This is a genomic window from Lysobacter sp. Soil_N_51 (assembly GCF_057655755.1).
Genome location: NZ_JBDGLR010000007.1, coordinates 58796 through 76057 on the forward strand (window position 1 = coordinate 58796; position 17262 = coordinate 76057).

Annotated in this window: 19 protein-coding genes and 1 pseudogene; 12 read left to right on the forward strand and 8 right to left on the reverse strand. The window is 61.8% G+C overall.

All coding sequences use genetic code 11. The features are described 5' to 3' along the window. Positions 1-225 precede the first annotated feature (225 nt). From AC3A4T_RS14400 to AC3A4T_RS14415, 4 genes are all read left to right on the forward strand, one after another. The gene (locus tag AC3A4T_RS14400) at positions 226-504 is read left to right on the forward strand and encodes a hypothetical protein (protein WP_487676007.1); all 279 of its coding nucleotides are present in this window, start codon (positions 226-228) and stop codon (positions 502-504) included. Between the two features lie 571 nt (positions 505-1075). After that, positions 1076-1417, forward strand: coding sequence for a type II toxin-antitoxin system MqsR family toxin (locus AC3A4T_RS14405; protein WP_487676008.1), 342 nt, complete (start codon positions 1076-1078; stop codon positions 1415-1417). Next, positions 1414-2085, forward strand: a complete 672-nt coding sequence (locus AC3A4T_RS14410) for a type II toxin-antitoxin system MqsA family antitoxin (RefSeq protein ID WP_487676009.1) — start codon at positions 1414-1416, stop codon at positions 2083-2085. Before AC3A4T_RS14405 ends, AC3A4T_RS14410 begins: the two co-directional genes overlap by 4 nt. Further along, positions 2072-2596 (forward strand): hypothetical protein, encoded by a 525-nt coding sequence (locus AC3A4T_RS14415; protein ID WP_487676010.1) that lies wholly within the window; start codon positions 2072-2074, stop codon positions 2594-2596. The genes AC3A4T_RS14410 and AC3A4T_RS14415 overlap by 14 nt, the downstream gene beginning before the upstream one ends. Before the next feature lie 63 nt (positions 2597-2659). Here the strand turns inward: AC3A4T_RS14415 and AC3A4T_RS14420 are convergent, their stop codons facing one another. Both AC3A4T_RS14420 and AC3A4T_RS14425 read right to left on the reverse strand, forming a co-directional pair. Further along, the gene (locus AC3A4T_RS14420) at positions 2660-2965 is read right to left on the reverse strand and encodes a hypothetical protein (RefSeq protein ID WP_487676011.1); all 306 of its coding nucleotides are present in this window, start codon (positions 2963-2965) and stop codon (positions 2660-2662) included. Then, on the reverse strand, positions 2962-3606 hold the full coding sequence (locus AC3A4T_RS14425; protein ID WP_487676012.1) for an HNH endonuclease signature motif containing protein: 645 nt from the start codon (positions 3604-3606) through the stop codon (positions 2962-2964). The genes AC3A4T_RS14420 and AC3A4T_RS14425 overlap by 4 nt, the downstream gene beginning before the upstream one ends. 301 nt (positions 3607-3907) lie before the next feature. Here AC3A4T_RS14425 and AC3A4T_RS14430 point away from each other — a divergent pair, with 301 nt between their 5' ends. The 3 genes from AC3A4T_RS14430 to AC3A4T_RS14440 all read left to right on the forward strand — a co-directional run bounded on the left by AC3A4T_RS14430 (position 3908) and on the right by AC3A4T_RS14440 (position 6763). Further along, positions 3908-4252: a hypothetical protein gene (locus AC3A4T_RS14430; RefSeq protein WP_487676013.1), complete on the forward strand. Its 345-nt coding sequence runs from the start codon at positions 3908-3910 to the stop codon at positions 4250-4252. 1286 nt (positions 4253-5538) lie between these two features. Further along, positions 5539-6342: a hypothetical protein gene (locus AC3A4T_RS14435; RefSeq protein ID WP_487676014.1), complete on the forward strand. Its 804-nt coding sequence runs from the start codon at positions 5539-5541 to the stop codon at positions 6340-6342. Continuing rightward, positions 6332-6763, forward strand: a complete 432-nt coding sequence (locus AC3A4T_RS14440; RefSeq protein ID WP_487676015.1) for a hypothetical protein — start codon at positions 6332-6334, stop codon at positions 6761-6763. Before AC3A4T_RS14435 ends, AC3A4T_RS14440 begins: the two co-directional genes overlap by 11 nt. Before the next feature lie 917 nt (positions 6764-7680). Here AC3A4T_RS14440 and AC3A4T_RS14445 read toward each other — a convergent pair. After that, the gene (locus AC3A4T_RS14445; protein ID WP_487676016.1) at positions 7681-8829 is read right to left on the reverse strand and encodes a sensor histidine kinase; all 1149 of its coding nucleotides are present in this window, start codon (positions 8827-8829) and stop codon (positions 7681-7683) included. Positions 8830-9244: 415 nt separating this feature from the next. Here AC3A4T_RS14445 and AC3A4T_RS14450 point away from each other — a divergent pair, with 415 nt between their 5' ends. From AC3A4T_RS14450 to AC3A4T_RS14460, 3 genes are all read left to right on the forward strand, one after another. Then, entirely contained in the window at positions 9245-10795 is a 1551-nt protein-coding gene (locus AC3A4T_RS14450) for a Tle-like phospholipase domain-containing protein (protein WP_487676017.1), read from the forward strand. Positions 10796-10935: 140 nt separating this feature from the next. After that, a complete protein-coding gene (locus AC3A4T_RS14455) occupies positions 10936-11598 on the forward strand; it encodes an ankyrin repeat domain-containing protein (RefSeq protein WP_487676018.1) in 663 nt (220 codons plus the stop codon). A gap of 369 nt (positions 11599-11967) precedes the next feature. Continuing rightward, positions 11968-12171 (forward strand): hypothetical protein, encoded by a 204-nt coding sequence (locus tag AC3A4T_RS14460; protein WP_487676019.1) that lies wholly within the window; start codon positions 11968-11970, stop codon positions 12169-12171. A gap of 95 nt (positions 12172-12266) precedes the next feature. Here AC3A4T_RS14460 and AC3A4T_RS14465 read toward each other — a convergent pair whose 3' ends face one another. Together AC3A4T_RS14465 and AC3A4T_RS14470 are read right to left on the reverse strand one after the other, a co-directional pair. After that, on the reverse strand, positions 12267-13304 hold the full coding sequence (locus tag AC3A4T_RS14465) for a hypothetical protein (protein WP_487676020.1): 1038 nt from the start codon (positions 13302-13304) through the stop codon (positions 12267-12269). A gap of 314 nt (positions 13305-13618) precedes the next feature. After that, positions 13619-13840 (reverse strand): hypothetical protein, encoded by a 222-nt coding sequence (locus AC3A4T_RS14470; RefSeq protein ID WP_487676021.1) that lies wholly within the window; start codon positions 13838-13840, stop codon positions 13619-13621. A 328-nt stretch (positions 13841-14168) separates the two neighbouring features. Between AC3A4T_RS14470 and AC3A4T_RS14475 the strand changes: the two are divergent. Next, a pseudogene (locus tag AC3A4T_RS14475) lies at positions 14169-14255 on the forward strand (ATP-binding cassette domain-containing protein); the annotation flags it as partial. Positions 14256-14507: 252 nt separating this feature from the next. Here the strand turns inward: AC3A4T_RS14475 and AC3A4T_RS14480 are convergent. Continuing rightward, positions 14508-14918 carry a VOC family protein gene (locus AC3A4T_RS14480; protein WP_487676022.1) on the reverse strand — a complete coding sequence of 137 codons (411 nt, stop codon included), beginning with the start codon at positions 14916-14918 and terminating at the stop codon, positions 14508-14510. 37 nt (positions 14919-14955) lie between these two features. Beyond that, positions 14956-15399: a helix-turn-helix transcriptional regulator gene (locus AC3A4T_RS14485; RefSeq protein WP_487676023.1), complete on the reverse strand. Its 444-nt coding sequence runs from the start codon at positions 15397-15399 to the stop codon at positions 14956-14958. A 240-nt stretch (positions 15400-15639) separates the two neighbouring features. Here AC3A4T_RS14485 and AC3A4T_RS14490 point away from each other — a divergent pair, with 240 nt between their 5' ends. Next, complete coding sequence (locus tag AC3A4T_RS14490; RefSeq protein ID WP_487676024.1) at positions 15640-16452, forward strand: hypothetical protein; 813 nt, start codon at positions 15640-15642, stop codon at positions 16450-16452. A gap of 212 nt (positions 16453-16664) precedes the next feature. On the opposite strand, the gene AC3A4T_RS14495 is transcribed toward AC3A4T_RS14490, so the two are convergent. Continuing rightward, entirely contained in the window at positions 16665-17099 is a 435-nt protein-coding gene (locus tag AC3A4T_RS14495) for a hypothetical protein (RefSeq protein ID WP_487676025.1), read from the reverse strand. Positions 17100-17262 lie beyond the last annotated feature (163 nt).

Here is a 17262-nt window from a genome sequence, read left to right on the forward strand (position 1 = left end):
AACTACAACCCGTAGACGGGCTAGGTCTCGCTCAACGGCCGTCAGATCGCTGGGGGCATCGCGTCGATCGGTGCGGGTCTTCTAGGCGGTCCGCTGGCCGGTCAGATCGTCAAGCTAGCGACGAACAAGTACGAGGACCGCCTGCTTCGACAGCAGCAGGGGCAAGCGCTTCCCCTGCAGGCGATGATCGGGCAGGGCCAAGTCTAGGGACAGCCGTACCAGGGCATGCCGGCGCCCACCTCGGGGCCGCAGCAGGGGTGGTTTCAGCAGATGCAGCAGGCCGCCCAGGCGGCCCAGCGCCAGGCCGTGCCGCAGCTTCAGCCGATGCCCCAAGCTCTGCCCAACCTCGGCACGCCCAACCTGTTCGCAGGCGGCAGCCTCGGCGGCTGGGCAAGCGGCCCTGGCGCTCAATCGGGCCGCCAAAGCGCGATGCCAGGCATTCAAGGCGGCCGCATCGCCAACACCAGCATCTTCGACATTCATCGTCGCTGGTCGGGCAGGTAAGGGGCGACTGAGAACAGGGCGGATCAGTACCGGTTGCCTTGTACACCTTTTTCTGAGGGGGGGGGGGCGTCACCTTGCGCTGCAGCTCGTGCTCGTTCACCGCGACCTTTCAACTTGCTTGGCGAACTCGGCGTCCCCTGTGGGAATCTGTCGTGCGGTCCAGTCCTCGATCGCCTCACCGATCTTAGCCTTCGCGGTATCGCCCGGCCTGCGGAACTTGGCGCGGGAAGCCGTTGGCATCTTCCGGACCCACTCGTCTCCTATTTGCTTCCAGTGCTCGCGGACGTAAGCGGGGACAGTCAGGATCGCCGCGAATTCTTGCGATACTGAGGGGGACCATCCCGGAATTGCACTTCTTCGGACCTTCCTGATCGTCGTCATGGGGCTATTTGACAGCACGGGCTAGCTATTGGAGCCTTTGACGAACGCCCCATTGCCAGGATGTCCGGTATGCCGCTGCTTCAGCGTTTTTACGTTAAAGCCAGGTCCAAACGTCCGTAAACGTCCACTGACTGTTGTTGTGAAGTGCTCGCCAAAGTTGCGATATCCAACTAACCAGGATGGTTGATTAGTGGCTCCTCCCGCCTCACTATACGAACTCAGGGAAGTAGAGGCGATTGTCAAGAGCGGCGAAGTCGTCTTCACATCTAAGGCGACTAAAGAGTACCTGCTCCTTCAGTTCGACCGAAAGAAAGCTCTGGACTGTATTCGCACGTTGGATGAAAGCGAATTTCACGAAACAGTTGTGTACGAGACGAAGCCCGACGTTCTAACGGAGTGGGACGTGTATCTGGCGAAGCGAAGATGCCCAAAATCGGGACTGAGGGAGCTTTATATAAAGCTCCGTATCAGCATTTCGGACGGCTCCCTTATCGTCCATTCCTTCCATGTCTCCGACATCATCAAACGATGAATATTTGCCCGATATGTAGCGTGGGCGTGCTCGAAGAGCGCTCAAAGCAACTTAAATTCCCATTTGGCAGCCAAGAGCTGTCGATAGAGGAGTTCGAGTACTCAGTGTGCGCTGAGTGCGGAGAGGAGCTTGTACTTGTCCCGCAAGCGAAACGAAATGAAGTTAGATTCGCTGACGCGAAAAAGCGCTCAACTGGCCTTGGGTTGTTGTCATGTGCTGAGATAAAAGACTTCCGAGATCGCTGGCAACTCACTCAACATGATGCTGCGAAAGCGTTCGGTGGCGGAAAAAATGCCTTCTCCAAATACGAACGCGGAGAGGTCATTCAGACTCAAGCGATGGACGAGTTGATTCGAATGGCGGATGAGATCCAAGAGGTCCGTGAGCGACTTACGAGACGGTCTGGCGTGGTTTTCACTGCAAAAGCTCCAGCCAGCCCGCAGAACGCTATGACTGAGTGGGTGACAGGAAGGTTGAAAAAAGATTCCGAGATAGTTCGGTCAAACATTTGCCGTCATGTTTATCCGTTGTCTCATCTCCTCGCGATTGGAGCGATTTTTCAGCCGGGCCCGTCTGCTACAGAGAAGCCTTCTGAGGAGGGCCGCGATCAGACTGAGGGCCCGCTCTGGAAGACGTCTGAGAAGGGGTTCGCCCGTGTCCTCCACTGAGAAGTATGAGGGGGCGAGTTCTGACCTTCAGGGCCTCGCAAAGAGTTTGTCGATTGGCGACATCTGTTTATGGGAGTCAACGTTTACGCGAGAGGCTGATTATCTGCCCGGTTTGCACCAAGGCAGGATGACACCTCAGTCATTTCGAAAGATCGCACTTCAAGAGCTTCTCTTGAAGGCTGAAGGCGAAGATCCGTTACGAGTCTTACGGGCATTAGTCACATACGGCATTAGGTCGACTGTTCCGTCTGACGATGATTCTGACGAGCCGTTGGTTTTGCATGGCCTTGTAGCCACGTTCGCTGTAGATTTCGTCATAGAGTCGCCGAAACTGCCTGACCTTAGTCAGCTTCCAGATGAGTTTATGGAAAAGAGCCTGCCTCTCATTTCATGGCCCTTCTGGCGTCAGCACGTGTACGACACCTTCAAAAAGGCGTCTCTTCCCCCGCCGATTATTCCTTTGCTTGGAGTATTTGAGGACGATGCTGATGAGGGTGATGCTGATGAATGATTATTTTTTGCAGTGACGTTTCAATTTGATGGCCTGACATGCTATGGGCGCCCCGCCGAACTTTTATTCATTTCTAGAATCAGATGCGGGATAATCAGCTACTGGAACAGTCGTTGCTTGAGAAAGATGACTGCGCTCAATTGCTGCTCGGCCTGTGACGATAGTCGCGTCTGAAGGAATGAAGCCCGAGCCGCGCACGCTGTCAGTGACACGCATGAACTCGACTTCGACCTTGGCAGAGTTGATGAGCACTTGTGCGACGTTCGCTATCGCGATTGCCCGATCGATCTCCATCGGATTGTCTGGATCAGCTAGAGCCTCGATCACCGCGAACAAGTGATTGCGTAGGTCCTCGATCTTGTTCTTCATCGCTGCTCCGTGATCTTCTTTTTAAGCCTCGACAGACCTCGTATAGCCTGCCTCAGCTCTTTCGGGTAAGACTGGTAAATCGCACCGGCAATACGATTCCGCTCTGCCTGGGTTACCAGTGCAAGATTTGCGAGAGCTAGGTTCGTTTTGTTTCCGTCCCTAAAGATGATGCAATGTCCTTTTGGGATCGGCCCGTTTGCTTGCTCCCAAACAATGCGGTGTACATATCTCCAATCGACCCAGCGATCCCCGGTGCTGCTAACTTTTCGCAACAGGCAATTTTTTCTCATAACTTCAGTGCCTACTGCGAGCGGTGGATTAGGGTTTTTTTCCTTTGGTGTCTTTTGCCCTGCCCGGAATCTACCTGATAAAGCGCTTGCGAAGTAGGCGGGCGTCTTTCGGATATCCAGTTGCCTCGCCTTCTGACGTGTGGCGTGGAATGGACGTCCGATCCGTCTGCACACCTCTCGGGTGTCTACGTGCGGATACAACTCGTGCAACAGCGCGATCTCTGATGCAGTCCAAGATGATGTCTGATTAGTCATGGTCAGGCTCTGCGCGTTCCGGTGAGCGTGACAGCTCATGTCATCAACTTCTTGGAGCGCGGTCACCCAATCTTCCAGTTTTGATCTTCGCTGCATAGGGCGTTATGACCGTATGCGTGGCACGCCGAAGGCGCGAAAAAAGCGTCACAGCACAATCAGCTGCTGCGGTCAGCGGAGTCGTCAGGCGCAACTTGCTTCATTGCGTTCAAATTCGGACGCGTCTGATTCCGTTCCCTGCGCGGAGCGGCATGCTGTGCCAGCTGGCGGCGCGGACCCGCAAGGGTAGTCCCACCGTGCGATAGGGATGCCCGGGACGGCACCCCGCCAGCACTGAACGATTCACCGGTCGCGACGGCCGGTCGCAGCCTGTGAGAATTCCGGGCCTACCATGCCGCGCATGGATCCCGCGCTGCACAACCCGCTGCCCGATCGCTTCGAATGGGCCAACTCGGCCCATACCGACTTCAAGGACGCACACATCATCGTGCTCGAGCGCGAGGTCTGGGTGGCGGTAGCGCTTCCGCGCAAGCGCGCCGAGGGCTGGGAAGTCTGCACCGGCGTCTACCGGCGCCATTTCGGCGTTGGCCGGTGGGTGAACATGCGCGACGAGACAGAGGCGGTTCGGTGGATGGCTGGGTGGGTGACAAAGTATTCCGGCCGGATTGTGTCCGAAGCGCCCAAGGCCAGGCGACGTCCGGTCGCACCGCACTCCATGCTCGATCGATTCAAGCACGGTCGTTAGAACTCGGCTAAGGCCGCGGTTAGTGCGACACAGTAGATACGCCTTGATGAGCGCTTTTTCACCTGGGCTCTACGACGATCTTCCAAAGCTAATGGCATGGACGATCACTGGCTGCCGCGACTGCCAGCGGGGTACAAATGGGCAGCAATGAAGCTAGCTGATGGCCGAACCGTCATAGAGGTCAGGTTTGAAGACCGCGAGCTCGTCGCCTATGCCTTCCAACCCAAGCGGCGTCGCTGCTGGTATTTAGGCGGTGATCGCCTTGGCCACACGCCATTCGGCGAGGGCCTGCGCCCGCAGTGCGCGACCATGGCTGAAGCATGCGACCGGCTCGCGGAATCGGCGAAAGAACACCTTCGGTTCGTTAGACTGCCATGACGGGTGCTCCCCGAGCTATCAATCGGTCGGGTGGGTGTCGAGCACCCGCTGCAGCACATTGCCGAAGTCCATACTTGAGCCACGCACGGGCGCCGACCAGAGCGACGGCCTCGGCAACGTAATTTGCGATCTGCGACGATGAGATGTACTCGCCGAGAGGAACCGACTGTGGCAACTGGAAAGGACGCAGCCAAGCTGGCTGAATTGATTCTGGCGCTGCGAGAGAAGCACGGGGCAGATGTCGTAGATCTTGCCCTGTGGGCGACCCCCAGAGTGCCCGATGCGATCATGCTGGGCAGGCATGAGGTGGTGATCTCAGGCGTCCATCCGCGACAGGTCGATCGCCTAATTGCCTGCCTCAACGACCTGAATTTTGCTGCGGAAGAAGCTCCGACAGAACCCAGCGGAATGTCAGGCGGGCCTGGGAAAGGTTTGACGAGAGTTGTCGTTCGGTGGTGACCATCTAAAGCGGTGAGAGGCGGCCTAAACGCTATTGATGAGTGCTGAGTCGATCCGGTTCCCCGGGCGGCACCATCGGGCTTGCATCCCGGCTTCGACTCCCAAAATATACGCGGTCGCCCACCGACGGTTCAGGCTCCATGTGCCTAGTTCTTGAAGCTTAAGTGGGCAAAGTCATCGAGTTCTCGGTAGGGTCGACCGACCTTCCAAGCCGGTGTTCCCAGATGCGATTCCTGCCCGGAAGTCACATTAAAATCAATAGCTTAGCCGTGCGCCGGCTCGCACTAACTGTATTTTCCTGAACATTGTCCTAAAAAACCAAGCGTTCGCGTTTCACGTTGTGTGACTTGAGGCGGATAGTATCGATCAGGTCAAACGCGGTATGGTCAGCGCCGCGGATACAGTTCATCAGCGTGGCTATGTAGCCCTCATTCCAGGAACGGTGCAACTTGGCTTTAAAGCCGGTGCCAGCCACAAATTTCAAAGACCTCGCCAACGCAGCGTTTGATGCGATTTTGGCGCGGCCAAACGATTTGGACCTTAGCCGGTTACGCCGACAGGCTAGGGATTTGGCGAATGCGGATAAGGGCGAATCCCTTCAGGTTTGTGCGATCTTGGAGGCTGCAGTAGGCAAATATGCTGAAGCCGACGCTCTATTCGAGCGCGCAATTGCATCATCTGAGAACAAACTCGACACGCTTGGACTCCATCTGGCGGTGCTCGATGCAACAGACCAAGGCTTCAAGATCAAGTCTTTGTTTGATGCCAATTATCCGAACCTTCGGAATAATCCCAGTATGCTGAAGCGTGTGCAAAACGTGCTTTCGGCATCGGGCTGGATAACTTCCGCGCGTGAACTCGATGAAGACTTGAACCGCCTTGGGCATCCAACACAGACTCCACTTACTTCGTTTTTCGAGTCTTTGCGGTGGAAGGACTTCAACGAGAGTCAAGTTGCTGAGCCAGTTGTGTTCGCTCGGCAGTACCTAAGAGATCGTGGTTCGGCGGCCCTTGTAGTGGGTGTGGAGGAAATCCCCGAGTCCGATTTCAGCATGAGCTTGCTCTACTCTCTTGAATGCCCGAACTCGGTTGAAAGCGCGTCAGATCTGGAGTGGGATCTGTATATGGCTATGGCTGAAAAATCTTTTGATGGGTTAGCCAATGGATTGTTGTCGATCATCGTAGTTGGCGAGGCGAAGGTCGTGACAAACGGGAAAATCGTCTTCGGCGAAGAGGCACCGGATGCCCATTGAACCAAGGGAGCTTTGTGAGTTCGCTACACAATGGTCAGAGAGTAAATGCGATGAGGCGCATTTGCGAGCATCAATCAGTCGGGCTTATTACGCGATTTTTCATGCGTATTTGCCCATAGCTGAGTATTTGCCTGGTACAGCCAGGGAGCGTAAGGATGCGTCTCATATCACGCATGAAGAACTGATCGGGCGGCTTTTTGAATGGCAGGTTACAGGGCTCCATGCCCGGCTCAATTCGCTAAAGCGTCGGGTATATGCCGTTGCGGTCGCTGCCGAAGCTAGTCGCAAGGCGAGAGTTAAAGCGGACTATAAGTTGGAGATGGAAATTGAGCCGATGGAGGCCCGATCGCAAGCAGGACGCGCACGAAATTTGCTTAGAGAAGCAATTGTAATAAAGAACGAAATGGAGCGAGTTGCTTAGTGTAGTCTGATTTCCTGTGCCCGCTGTTGGCTCAACATTGGGCATTTGGTGATCCTACTGCTTAAGCATGCTTTCACTTAGACCAGACTGGCTTGCTTGTCGCCCTTTTTGAGTCGGTGATGCCCTGTTGCTTGAGTCCACTCCATGCGAACCGCTGAGGGCCGGCTTGGTAGTGCATAGGAGCGGCCGGTGCGAACATCGACCAGCGGTGCAGCGGCATTACGTGGCGCCAGACTGGAAGCGCTGGCTGAAACGGTCGGGGCGCACCAAGTGCGCAGATTGATCGATGCCGTTTGCTTGCAATGCGCGCGGCGCAGCCACCTGAACCTGCGTTTGGTTAGATGCTTATAAGCAGGGCGAGAAGAAATGCTATGTTTCTAGCTGCTGCTAGTGCCTTGCATCGGAGCGCACTTGGGGGCATTTATGGGGGCATGTTGACCGATTGTTCTTGATTAATATCAAAATAATCAAGTAGATAGGTGGTTTATGCGGAGCCGGCTCCGGCACCACGCATTCGTTCTCGATGCAGCTACAGTTCGCGTGACCCACAAAAGCCCCTGGCCGGGGCTTTTTTGTTGCCCGCGTTCGTTGACGTTCGTACCTGACCGCTTATTGCCAAATGGGCGTGCGGAGCCAAAGTTCTGGGCGTGAGGGCGCGACGCATCGCTCTGAATCGACCTGACGCCCCATGGGCTGCGAATACCGGAAAACTCGCCGCGAGAGTTGGCAAGAACGCGAAAGCGGGAGACATGCCGCTTGGTTTTTCGATGGTGGCGGCAGTCTTCGAAGCGATGTCGATTGGCTCGCGCTAACGGCAATGAAGCACCCGCGGCGGCGAAGAGACGGGCTTGGCCTTCGGAGCGTTCCAGATACTGAGGCCGTCTCCTCTATGCGGATCACACAGACGCCGTTGCGTCTCAGGCAGCGATGTGTTTCTCGGGCAGCGAGTGCCGCGGCAAATCGATGGTGAAAATGCAGCCCGAGCCCGGCTTGTTGCGGGCGCTGAGCGTTCCGCTGTTGGCTTCGACGCTGCGCCGTGCGATGGACAGCCCCAATCCCAGTCCGCTGCGATTGTCGGAGCCTTGGGTAAACGGAACGAACATTTCCTCGGCCAATCCGGGCGGCAGTCCGCCGCAGTGATCCTGCACGTCGATCAAGATGCGGTCCGCCAACGCATAAGCGTTGAGGATCACTTCGCTGCGCGGATGAGTGAACTTGAAGGCGTTCTGCAGCAGGTTGCCCGCGGCGGACAACAGCAAATCGCGATCCACGTCCACCGCCAGCAGCGGATCCACGTCCGATACCGTCAGCGTGCATCCGGAAACCTGCGCTTCCAACGATGCGGACAGCTTGAGTTCGGCGATGAAGTCGGCCAGTGAGAACAGACGGTGCTGAATCGGCATGCCGGCCTGCATGCGTACCTCGGCCAATGAACGGTCGATCAGGTTGCCCAGGCCCAGCAGCGCGCGATCGAGTACCCCGCCGGTCGCGCCGGACAGACCGACGTTGCCTTCCTTGATGATCGAAAGCGCGAGCGTCGCGGTGCAAAGTTGATTGCGCAGCTCATGGGCGAAAAATCCCAGCCGCTCGTTCAAGTGCATCGCCTGCTTGTCGGCGACGACGAAATCGCGCTGGTAGCCGAACTCGGTGACCGCGCTGGCAATGGCGTTGTCCAGGCAACGATTGAGGGTTCTGAATTCATCCACCTCGATGGCCTGGCCGCGCTCGACCGCCAGATCCGAAATGGCCTGGCACAGATCGCCGTAGTCATGCACCACCTGCTCAGCGGTGAAGCCGTGCAACTGCAGTTCGCGACCGTGCTGGGTGGCGGATTCGCCGATCTCGGAAAGATTGGGCTTGCCGCCGCCCGAGGGCCCGGAGACCTGTCGGCTCTGCATCGGCGTCGCGCTCGTCTCCACGATCAAGGTCTTGATCAATTGATCGAGAAACTTGCTGATCCCGTGCGCGAGTTCGTCCTCGTTGGCGCCCGGCGCGCCGCGCTGGGCCACCTTCTCGCGACAGCGAGCGATCAGCTCGGCTCGGTTCGCCGTGAGAAATTGATGCATCATCAACGCACCATACGCTATTGACGGCGGCACCCGGTGTGGCCGGCACTTGTGCCTGGCCCGGTGGAAGGTTCGGTACAGGCCGGATGGGCCGCCTTCGGCTGGCACAGCGTGTTTCTATCCGGGGAGTGCGTGAGCAGTTGTGCAGATGCAGGGATTTATAGCGATATAAATCAATGGCATGGATGTTGGGTGCAGGGCGGTCGTCACGGAGAGGCGCATCGCTCAGCCCGCGTCTGAGGTCGCGTGAGCCCGACAGGGGCGGCGAGACTCGGGTGACGATCCGCGTCTCATACCCTGCGGACCGGCGCGACATTCGGCGCCGAGCGCCCACGCCCTAGGGCACCCCCCAGTTGTTTCGGCGTGGCACGGGGTTAGAGTCCAAACGATCTTGCATGCTGCGGAGTCTGGGGCCATGGGCATCTCTCCCGTCAACGACGCCGGTGCGGCCCGCTATTGGCAGCCACCGCCGCCGCCGACCACCGCCACGCCGGCGCAACCGCCGACCGGGCCGCTGCCGGGGCCGTATCGGCTCGAGCCGTCCTATCACCCGCAGTTCCCGGCCCCGAGCGCGCCGCCGCAGAGCCAGGGTGGTCCGTATGCCTTGCCGCCCGGCAGCACGCTGGCGCAAACCGTCGGCGGGACCCAGGCGCAGCCCTTCGACGTGACCATGTCGCAGCTGGCGACCGCGGTGTACGGCACGCGCGGCGATCCGCCGCCGGGCTGGAACGCGGTGAGCGATCAGGACCTCACTGCGCGCGGCATCCAGGACCCGCAGGCCTGGCGCTTGCAGTTCCTCGGCGCCAACGACGCGGTCGCGACCAATTCGCAGGAATACCGCGCCGAAATCTATCAAGACGGCGCCGGCAACTTCGTTCTGTCCTATCGCGGCACCGCCGAGGGCGCGGACGACTGGATGAACAACTTCGAGCAGGGCACCGGTTTCAAGACCGACCCCGCGGACAAGTTCAGCGAGACCGCGGTCAACACCGCGACCGAATTCGCGGCGGTGTTCGGCGAGCCCGGCGCCGATGGCGCGTCGAGCAATCTGGCGATCACCGGGCATTCGCAGGGCGGCGGCCTGGCCACCGTCGGCTCGCTGGCCACCGGCATTCCGGCGGTGACGTTCGATGCCTCGGGCATCCATCCCAATACGCTGGAGCGCATGGGTTTCGCCGATCCGCAAACGGCGCGCGACATCGCCGAGGGCGGGCAAATCCGCGCTTATTCGCTCGATTCCGATCTGCTGACCCAGACCCAGGAGGGCGGCCCGCTCGGCCTGCTCGCGCCCGATGCGCTGGGCACCAGCATCGTGGTCGAGCCCGGTCCGATCAGCGAGCACACCTTGTTGGCGCGCGCCAGCGCGGTCGAGTTTCCGAATCTGCCGCCGGCCGCGCTGGCGGCCTTGAACGCCGTCGGCGAAGCCGCCCGCCACAGCCCGGTGCCGTTTATCAACGGCGTCGGCGATCTGGCCTACAGCGCCTTGAGCCACAACCCCAACGTGCTGACCTCGGCGATGATCGAGCAACAGCCGTGGCAGGCGGGTTACGAAAATCCGTCCGACTTCGGCAAGGACCTGCAGAACCTGGTGCCCGATCCGCTCAAGGACGATTTCGCGATCAACACCCACGATCTGATTGCCGACGTCGGCGACGTGATCGATACCGACTTCAAGAACGGCGACTACCTGCAAGGCGGCTTCAGCATCGTCGGCGACCTGGGCGAGGGCGCGTGGAATTCGTTCGGCGATACCGCCAACCGCACCACCGAGGTGTTGGCGCAGACGGTCGACGACAACGTCGGCGGTCCGCTCGGCGATCTGCTGTCCGGCGCTATTTCCGGCAGCGGCGATCTCGCTCAGGCCGGTTCCGATATCGCCGGACAGGGCGTGGAAATCCTGGCCGACGGCGCCGGTGCCGTCGTGCAGACCGGCTCTGACGTCGTCGGCTGGCTGACCGGGCGTTGATCCCGGCGTTCGCGCGCATCGCAACGCTTCGTCGCGATCCCGGCGCCGCGGCGATGCTGCGGCGCGCGGGTATGCGCTATCGTGCGGCTGTTCTTATCGGCCTTTGGGTCATCGGTCTTCCAGCATGCACACGGTCCGCCATGAGCAATGAACCGTTCGCCAGTCCGACGCTTGCGCCCTTGGCCGATGCCGTGCGCAGCGGCGACGCCGCCGAGATTCGCCGCCAGTTGCAGAGCGTCGCGCCGGACACGCCGGGCGCCGACGGCACGACCCTGCTGATGCTGGCGATCGCGCAGGGGCATGCGGACAGCGCGCGCGCCTTGCTCGAAGGCGGCGCGGACCCGAATCGCGCCGGCCCCGACGGCAAGACCCCGGTGCATCTGGCCGCGTTCGCCGACGATCCCGAGTTGCTGCGTATCGTGCTGGCCCACGGCGGCAAGCCGGACGTGCGCAACGCCCAGACCGATGCCACGCCGCTGGAATCGGCCTTGCTGGGCGGCAACCCGACCCAGTTGCGGATATTGCTCGATGCCGGCGCCGATCCTAATCAGGTCGATCGCAACGGCGACACCGCGCTGCATGTGGCGGCGCGCACCAATGCCGGCGCCGCGCTGTTGCTGCTGCTCGAACGTGGCGCGAATCCGTTGGCGAACAATTCGCGCGGCGCGTCGTTCCAGTCGTATTACTTCAAGTTTCCGCGCAACGCGCTCAACGAACGCGCGCTAGCCGAACGGCGCGCCATCGTGGCCTGGCTGAAGTCGCATGACGTGCCGTTGGAAGCGTCGGTTCAGGCCGATTACTGATCGGCGGACTTGGTGACGACGGCGTTTGCGCAGTCATCGGCGATTGCCGGTGGCAATGAGGAGCGGCGATAAGCCGACGGTGATTCCTGTCCCCGCGCCGCACGGGTGAGCGGCGTCGTGGGCTTTGTCGGGCATCGGCCGATGCGCGCTTTTAGAGACAGTCCCACGTCGCCGTTGCGCGGCTTGTTAAGCCCGTCTTCGCATGGCGACGACGTCGCGTACATGGCGCGAAGCGCAACTGTGTGCGTGGATACGACGGTTTGTTCCGTTACGCCGGAGCGGGCATTGGCGCGAGCTTTACGACGCAGCCGCGTTTGCCTGGTCCGAACACGACCGATCGCTTTCGACCACGACCAAGGGGACATCAGCATGGAAACCACCATCACTCACTACCGATGCGGCGATTGCGGCAGCGAACAACTCATCCAGCCGCAGGATCCACATCCGGACGACATCATCGCCTGTGCCCACTGCGGAGCGACCTGGACGGTGCGCGAGGTCCAGGAGGCCAGCCTGGAAGCCGGAACCTTGGCCGCCATCGACAAGATCGACGAAACGTTCGGAAAGGACTGATTGCCGGCAATGCGGCGAGGATCGCGGCTGGTCGTATCGGTCTGATTGAAGATGAGCGGGGCTCGCGCCAACGCGATCCCGCGCCGCCGGAACGCTCACGCGATCGGCGCGCGCCTGATCCGCCGGGGCGTCACTTCCAGCAATTCCTGACGGTGCCGGTGGTGGTGCGTGGCCTGAAACCCCGCCAGCACCCGCGTGCAATCGCCGCTATCCACCGACCAGACCGAAGTGTCTGGCGCATGCGCGGCGAAAATCGATCGGCCATCGGAGAACAGCGCTTGCGGCGCGGCGCTCATCGGCAGTTTTCGGTCGGACGTAGCGCCCGGCTGGCTCAGGTCGATGATGCATACACCGGGTGGTGCCGGGTCGCTGGCGAATTCCTCGTCGTTCCACTTGCTCATGTGGCCCAGCACGACGCGGTCGTCGTCGATCCAGCAGGCCGGAAAATTCCAGTCGTCCGAGTAGGTGAGCGCCAGCACCGACGGCCCGTCTTCGGACTCCCAGACATTGTCGGTCAACCAGGCCGCGGCATCGAACACGCGCGGGATGCCGACCGGTTGCCAGGCCCAGCCGTCGTCGAACAGGAGCGATCCGGAGGGATTGGGCTGCAGCCGCCCGTGGAAATAATCGAGGTAATGCGGCGGCGCCTTGCCGTCGACGTAGGTGGTCGGCCCGCGTTGCGTCAGCAGGGCGCCGGTGCGCGGGTCCGATGCGTCGAGGCGATTCCAGGCGGTGCGGTGGACCACGACAGCGGCGCCGCGCAGCGACAGGAAGCACAGCGAGAACGCAACCGTGTCCGGGTAATAGCTGCCGCCGTCGAGCTCCAGCGTGATCCTGAAATCGTCGAGATCGATCACCAAGCCGTCGCTTCCGCCATCGAAGACGATCGCCGCGAACGTGCCGTCGGCGGACGCGTGCAGCCGCCATCGCGAGGCGACGCCGTATCGGCCGTCATCGTCGCTGGCCTGCTCGCGCAAACTCACCGTGCCCAGCAAGGCGATCGCGCCGGAGTCCAGGTCGATGCATGAAAGGCCGCCGGCGGCGTCGAGGACCAACAGATCGCCGTCCACGCGCCGGACCTCGGTGGCATCCAGCAGATCGGGCCCGGTCCAATCGAGCGTCGTTTCAGTCATGGTCGTCGTGTCCATTCGAATTATTCGACTGTCGGTAAGCCTATACGGAAGGCGATTGTCTGCCGGGCCCGAACGCAAGCGATCACGGCGAGATCACCGCTTGGATCGCCCTTGCGCGCACGCGTTGGTGGTTTGCAATCAGGGCATGCAAGCCGGGCAGGTGGTCCCATCAAGGCGGACGATACGAATACGCAACGAGTTCGCACGGTCGCCAGCGCGATCGCGTCGAAGCTTCGGCACCGAAAACGCAAAAGGCCGGCTTTCGCCGGCCTTGGTTGCACGTCCCCTCAACGGGACGCTGTACCGCGTTCGGCTTACGGCGGTTGGCAGCCGTTGGCGATCAGGCAATTGCTCCATTCGTCGACGCAATGCTGGCGCTCGGGGTAGGTCACCACGCCGTCGGCGTTCGCGTTGGTCAGGCAGGCGTAGTAATTGGTCGTGCACCAGCGGTCCCGGCATGCGGCGGCCACCGTGGCCGAAAACCCGAACAGGGCCACGGCTGTGAACAACAACGTGCGGCGGGTCAATGTGTTCATCACTCGTACTCTCCTTGTCGATTGATAGGAACGGCTGCGATCGGGCGTGGTTCGGGGACTGACAGTTCCTTGTGTGGGGCGCCCGATGGCTGTGCGAGCATTCGCCGGGCGCGTCGGCATGTCAATGGATCGGCGCGGCGGCGGCGCCGTTGTGGAGGCGACGTCATGGACAGGCCGCGCGCGAAACGCGGCGAGTCGAAGGCCGCCATCGAGGCCGCCGCCAGCGTTGGCCACCGGTTCGACCGCCGGTTCGGACCGGGCCTCGACTCGTGCAGGAATGCGCGCTTTTTCGGCTTCGGCGGAACCCGGCATCGGATAGCAACCAGAGCTCGGCCATTCGGGCGCCGGCAAATCCACTCTGATCCGGATGATCAACGGCCTGGAGCGTCCCAGCGGCGGCCGCCTGCTGGTTGACGCCGTTCATCAGCAAGAAGTACCGCGGCGCGGTATTGCCGGCGTTTTGAGTCCCGGTGCTGCTGGTGCCGCCGATGGCAGCGCCGATGCCTGCACCGACGGTGGCGCGAAGCCTCGAGGCTTTTTGTGGGAGGGGCTTCAGCCCCGACGCTTTCCGATCAGACCAGGTTGTTTTGCATTGGGCCTGAAACCGGCCGCATCGCGATCTTGGACAAAAGCGTCGGGGCTGAAGCCCCACCCACATAAGCAAACTTCAGCGCAGCTGGTTGATACGAATCAAGTTGCCCGAGGGATCGCGCACCGCGCAGTCGCGCACGCCGTAGGGCTGATCGATCGGCTCCTGGACGATCTCGGCGCCGCCGGCCTGCAAGCGGGCGAACGCGCCGTCGAGGTCGGGCGTGGCGAGCGTGATGATCGCGTAGGTGCCCTTGGCCATCATCTCGGCGATGGTGCGGCGCTCCTCGTCGGTGATGCCGGGGCTGGCCGCCGGCGGGTGCAGCACGATCGAGGTGGCCGGCTGGTTGACCGGTCCGACCGTGATCCAGCGCATGCCGCCGAAGGCGACGTCCTTGCGGACCTCGAAACCGAGGGTGTCGCGGTAGAACGCCAGCGCGGCGTCGGCGTCGTTGTGGGGGAGAAAACTCGCGTGAATGCTGATGTCCATGGCAATCGTCCTGGGAGTGGTGGGGCGAGACGTCATGCTAGGTCGAGCCGCCGCCGGGCGCTTCTCGATTCCTGATCGGTCGCGCCACCTGCTTCGCCACGCACGGCGGCAGCCCCTCGCTCGCGCGTTCCGCCCGCTGTTTGTAGACGCTGGGCGGCACCCCGACCAGTTCGGTGAAGCGGGTGCTGAAAGTGCCCAGCGATGAGCAACCGACTTCGAAGCAGACCTCGGTGACGCTGAGATCGCCGCGATCGAGCAGCGCCATCGCGCGTTCGATGCGCCGGGTCATCAGATAGGAATAGGGCGACTCGCCGTAGGCGATGCGGAACTGGCGGCTCAGATGCCCGGCCGACATGCCCACGCCGCTGGCGAGCGCTTCGACGTCCAGCGGCTGCGCGTAGTCGCGGTCGATCCGGTCGCGGACGCGACGCAGCCGCGTGAGATCGCGCAGGTGGACGGCTTCGGTGGACGGGCGGGTCATCGGCGCGATCGTGCCATGTCGCGCTGGAGGTGCCTAGCGCCGTTGCGCTGATCGTTCGCGTTCGGCGCGGCGCTCCGATTCGCGCTTCACAAGCCCATCGGTCCGCGCGTTATCCCGGGCAAGCCGTTGCGCGATCGCGGATTCGCATCCGTCGTCGAAGTGTCGATACGCACGGCGTCTGCGGTCGTCGATTCCACGACCGGACCCACCCACCGCGCCACGACCCGGCAGGCAATCCGCATGAGCAGAATCATCTACACCGGCGCGCCCGGCAATCCGCACTGGAGCACCAACCAGCCGATCTTCACCACCACGCTGTATCAGGCCGGCGCGCTGGCGGTCCGGCAGATCGCCAACTTCGCCGGAACCTGCGCGTCGGCGTTGCTCGGACCGGATCTGATCATGCCGGGACAGCAGGGCAGCAATGTCCCGACCGCGACGGGCGCGCCGTGGGATCGCCTGCTTGTTGGCGGGCCGCCGATCGCGTTCGTGCAGGACGGCACTTACGCATGGATTCGCGGCCATCTGGTCAACGGACGCTGGGGCGGTCCGGGCGGTTCGTGGAACAACCTGGTGCCGCTCACCGGCGTGGCCAACTCCAACCATGCGACGGTCGAAAGCTATATCGACGCCTATCTCGCGGCGAGTTATCAATACGAGACCAGCGGCCAGCGCGACGCGTGGTACGGCGTCTACTACAGCGTGCAAGCTTCGGCGAGTCCGTTCTCGCACCCGGCGACGACCAACAATCAGAATCTGTATTCGTACGCGCCGGAGTTCATCCGCATCCAGTGGCGCGCGGTGCGGATCGCCAAGCCGGTCAATGTGTCGACTCAGGTCGCCGCGGCGAATATCGGCAATTACCCGCGTCTGGCGGTGCCGGCCTTCCCGCCGGGTTTCGTGCGGCCGGCGTTGCCGCCGGCCATGAACGGCCGCCAGGCCTTGCCCGTCGGCAACGTCGCCGGCGGCGCGGTGCTCGGCGCGGCGCCGGTCACCTTCCCGGGCGCGCAGGGCAATGGCTTCGACGGCGGGATCGAGATCCACCAGAGTTGAGTGCGCGCGCGGCGTGGATGTCCGGGGCGAAGCGGCGATGAAAGGCGCGGGCGCGAATGCCCGCGTTCTTGCCGGCCTAGCGCAAATACCGATATTTCAGCGGATGAACCGTTATTTCGTCGACAGCGCCATGGACGATGAAGCATCGATCCAGATGGATCGAAACGAGGGATGGGCGTGGCGCCGTTGCCCTGACGATGGCCGCGAATCGCTTATGCATTGTCTTGTCGAGGATGCCGCGGGCGCGCAGGCAGCGTCGTTCGATCTTTCAGTTGCAGCGCCCACTTCATTCCAAGCCAGCCTTGCAGCGGCAGGCTCAACAGCAGGCCAACGCAGAACCATGGCGGAAAGTCGTCGCCCAGTTGCGCCACCGCGTAGACGGCGGCGATCAGCAAGGCCGCGAAACAGACCAGCGCATGGCGTCGCGGCGCCGCCGGCGCGCAGCAGGTCGCGGTCGCGATCGCGCTGATTCCGCCGGCGATCGCCCAGGCCAGATCCCAGCCCAGTCGGCCGGTGCCGCCCGGCGGAAAACCCAGCCACGATGCCAGCGTGCCGCCGATGAGGTTGACCGATACCAGCGCGAACACCGCCGCGCTCATGGCCAGCAACGAGCGCAGGATCAGCCACGCGGAGCGTTTGAACGACATGCCACCTCGAGCGGAGTTCGGTTGCCGCGAGCGAAGGCGCATGCGGCCGCGCGCGGCTCAGCAGCGGTCGGCGCGCGGTGAACTCTAGCGCAACGCAAGCGCGGCGGAACCGGCCGTCCGGCCTGGCTCAACCCATCTGGCGATCGCGGCGTCGGCCTTGCGG

Bases quoted from the DNA above. Each gene is read 5' to 3' on its own strand.
- AC3A4T_RS14400 (WP_487676007.1), top strand. From the start codon at position 226: ATGCCGGCGCCCACCTCGGGGCCGCAGCAGGGGTGGTTTCAGCAGATG.
- AC3A4T_RS14410 (WP_487676009.1), top strand. From the start codon at position 1,414: ATGAATATTTGCCCGATATGTAGCGTGGGCGTGCTCGAAGAGCGCTCA.
- AC3A4T_RS14420 (WP_487676011.1), bottom strand. From the start codon at position 2,965: ATGAAGAACAAGATCGAGGACCTACGCAATCACTTGTTCGCGGTGATC.
- AC3A4T_RS14425 (WP_487676012.1), bottom strand. From the start codon at position 3,606: ATGCAGCGAAGATCAAAACTGGAAGATTGGGTGACCGCGCTCCAAGAA.
- AC3A4T_RS14430 (WP_487676013.1), top strand. From the start codon at position 3,908: ATGGATCCCGCGCTGCACAACCCGCTGCCCGATCGCTTCGAATGGGCC.
- AC3A4T_RS14440 (WP_487676015.1), top strand. From the start codon at position 6,332: ATGCCCATTGAACCAAGGGAGCTTTGTGAGTTCGCTACACAATGGTCA.
- AC3A4T_RS14445 (WP_487676016.1), bottom strand. From the start codon at position 8,829: ATGCATCAATTTCTCACGGCGAACCGAGCCGAGCTGATCGCTCGCTGT.
- AC3A4T_RS14450 (WP_487676017.1), top strand. From the start codon at position 9,245: ATGGGCATCTCTCCCGTCAACGACGCCGGTGCGGCCCGCTATTGGCAG.
- AC3A4T_RS14455 (WP_487676018.1), top strand. From the start codon at position 10,936: ATGAGCAATGAACCGTTCGCCAGTCCGACGCTTGCGCCCTTGGCCGAT.
- AC3A4T_RS14460 (WP_487676019.1), top strand. From the start codon at position 11,968: ATGGAAACCACCATCACTCACTACCGATGCGGCGATTGCGGCAGCGAA.
- AC3A4T_RS14465 (WP_487676020.1), bottom strand. From the start codon at position 13,304: ATGACTGAAACGACGCTCGATTGGACCGGGCCCGATCTGCTGGATGCC.
- AC3A4T_RS14470 (WP_487676021.1), bottom strand. From the start codon at position 13,840: ATGAACACATTGACCCGCCGCACGTTGTTGTTCACAGCCGTGGCCCTG.
- AC3A4T_RS14480 (WP_487676022.1), bottom strand. From the start codon at position 14,918: ATGGACATCAGCATTCACGCGAGTTTTCTCCCCCACAACGACGCCGAC.
- AC3A4T_RS14485 (WP_487676023.1), bottom strand. From the start codon at position 15,399: ATGACCCGCCCGTCCACCGAAGCCGTCCACCTGCGCGATCTCACGCGG.
- AC3A4T_RS14490 (WP_487676024.1), top strand. From the start codon at position 15,640: ATGAGCAGAATCATCTACACCGGCGCGCCCGGCAATCCGCACTGGAGC.
- AC3A4T_RS14495 (WP_487676025.1), bottom strand. From the start codon at position 17,099: ATGTCGTTCAAACGCTCCGCGTGGCTGATCCTGCGCTCGTTGCTGGCC.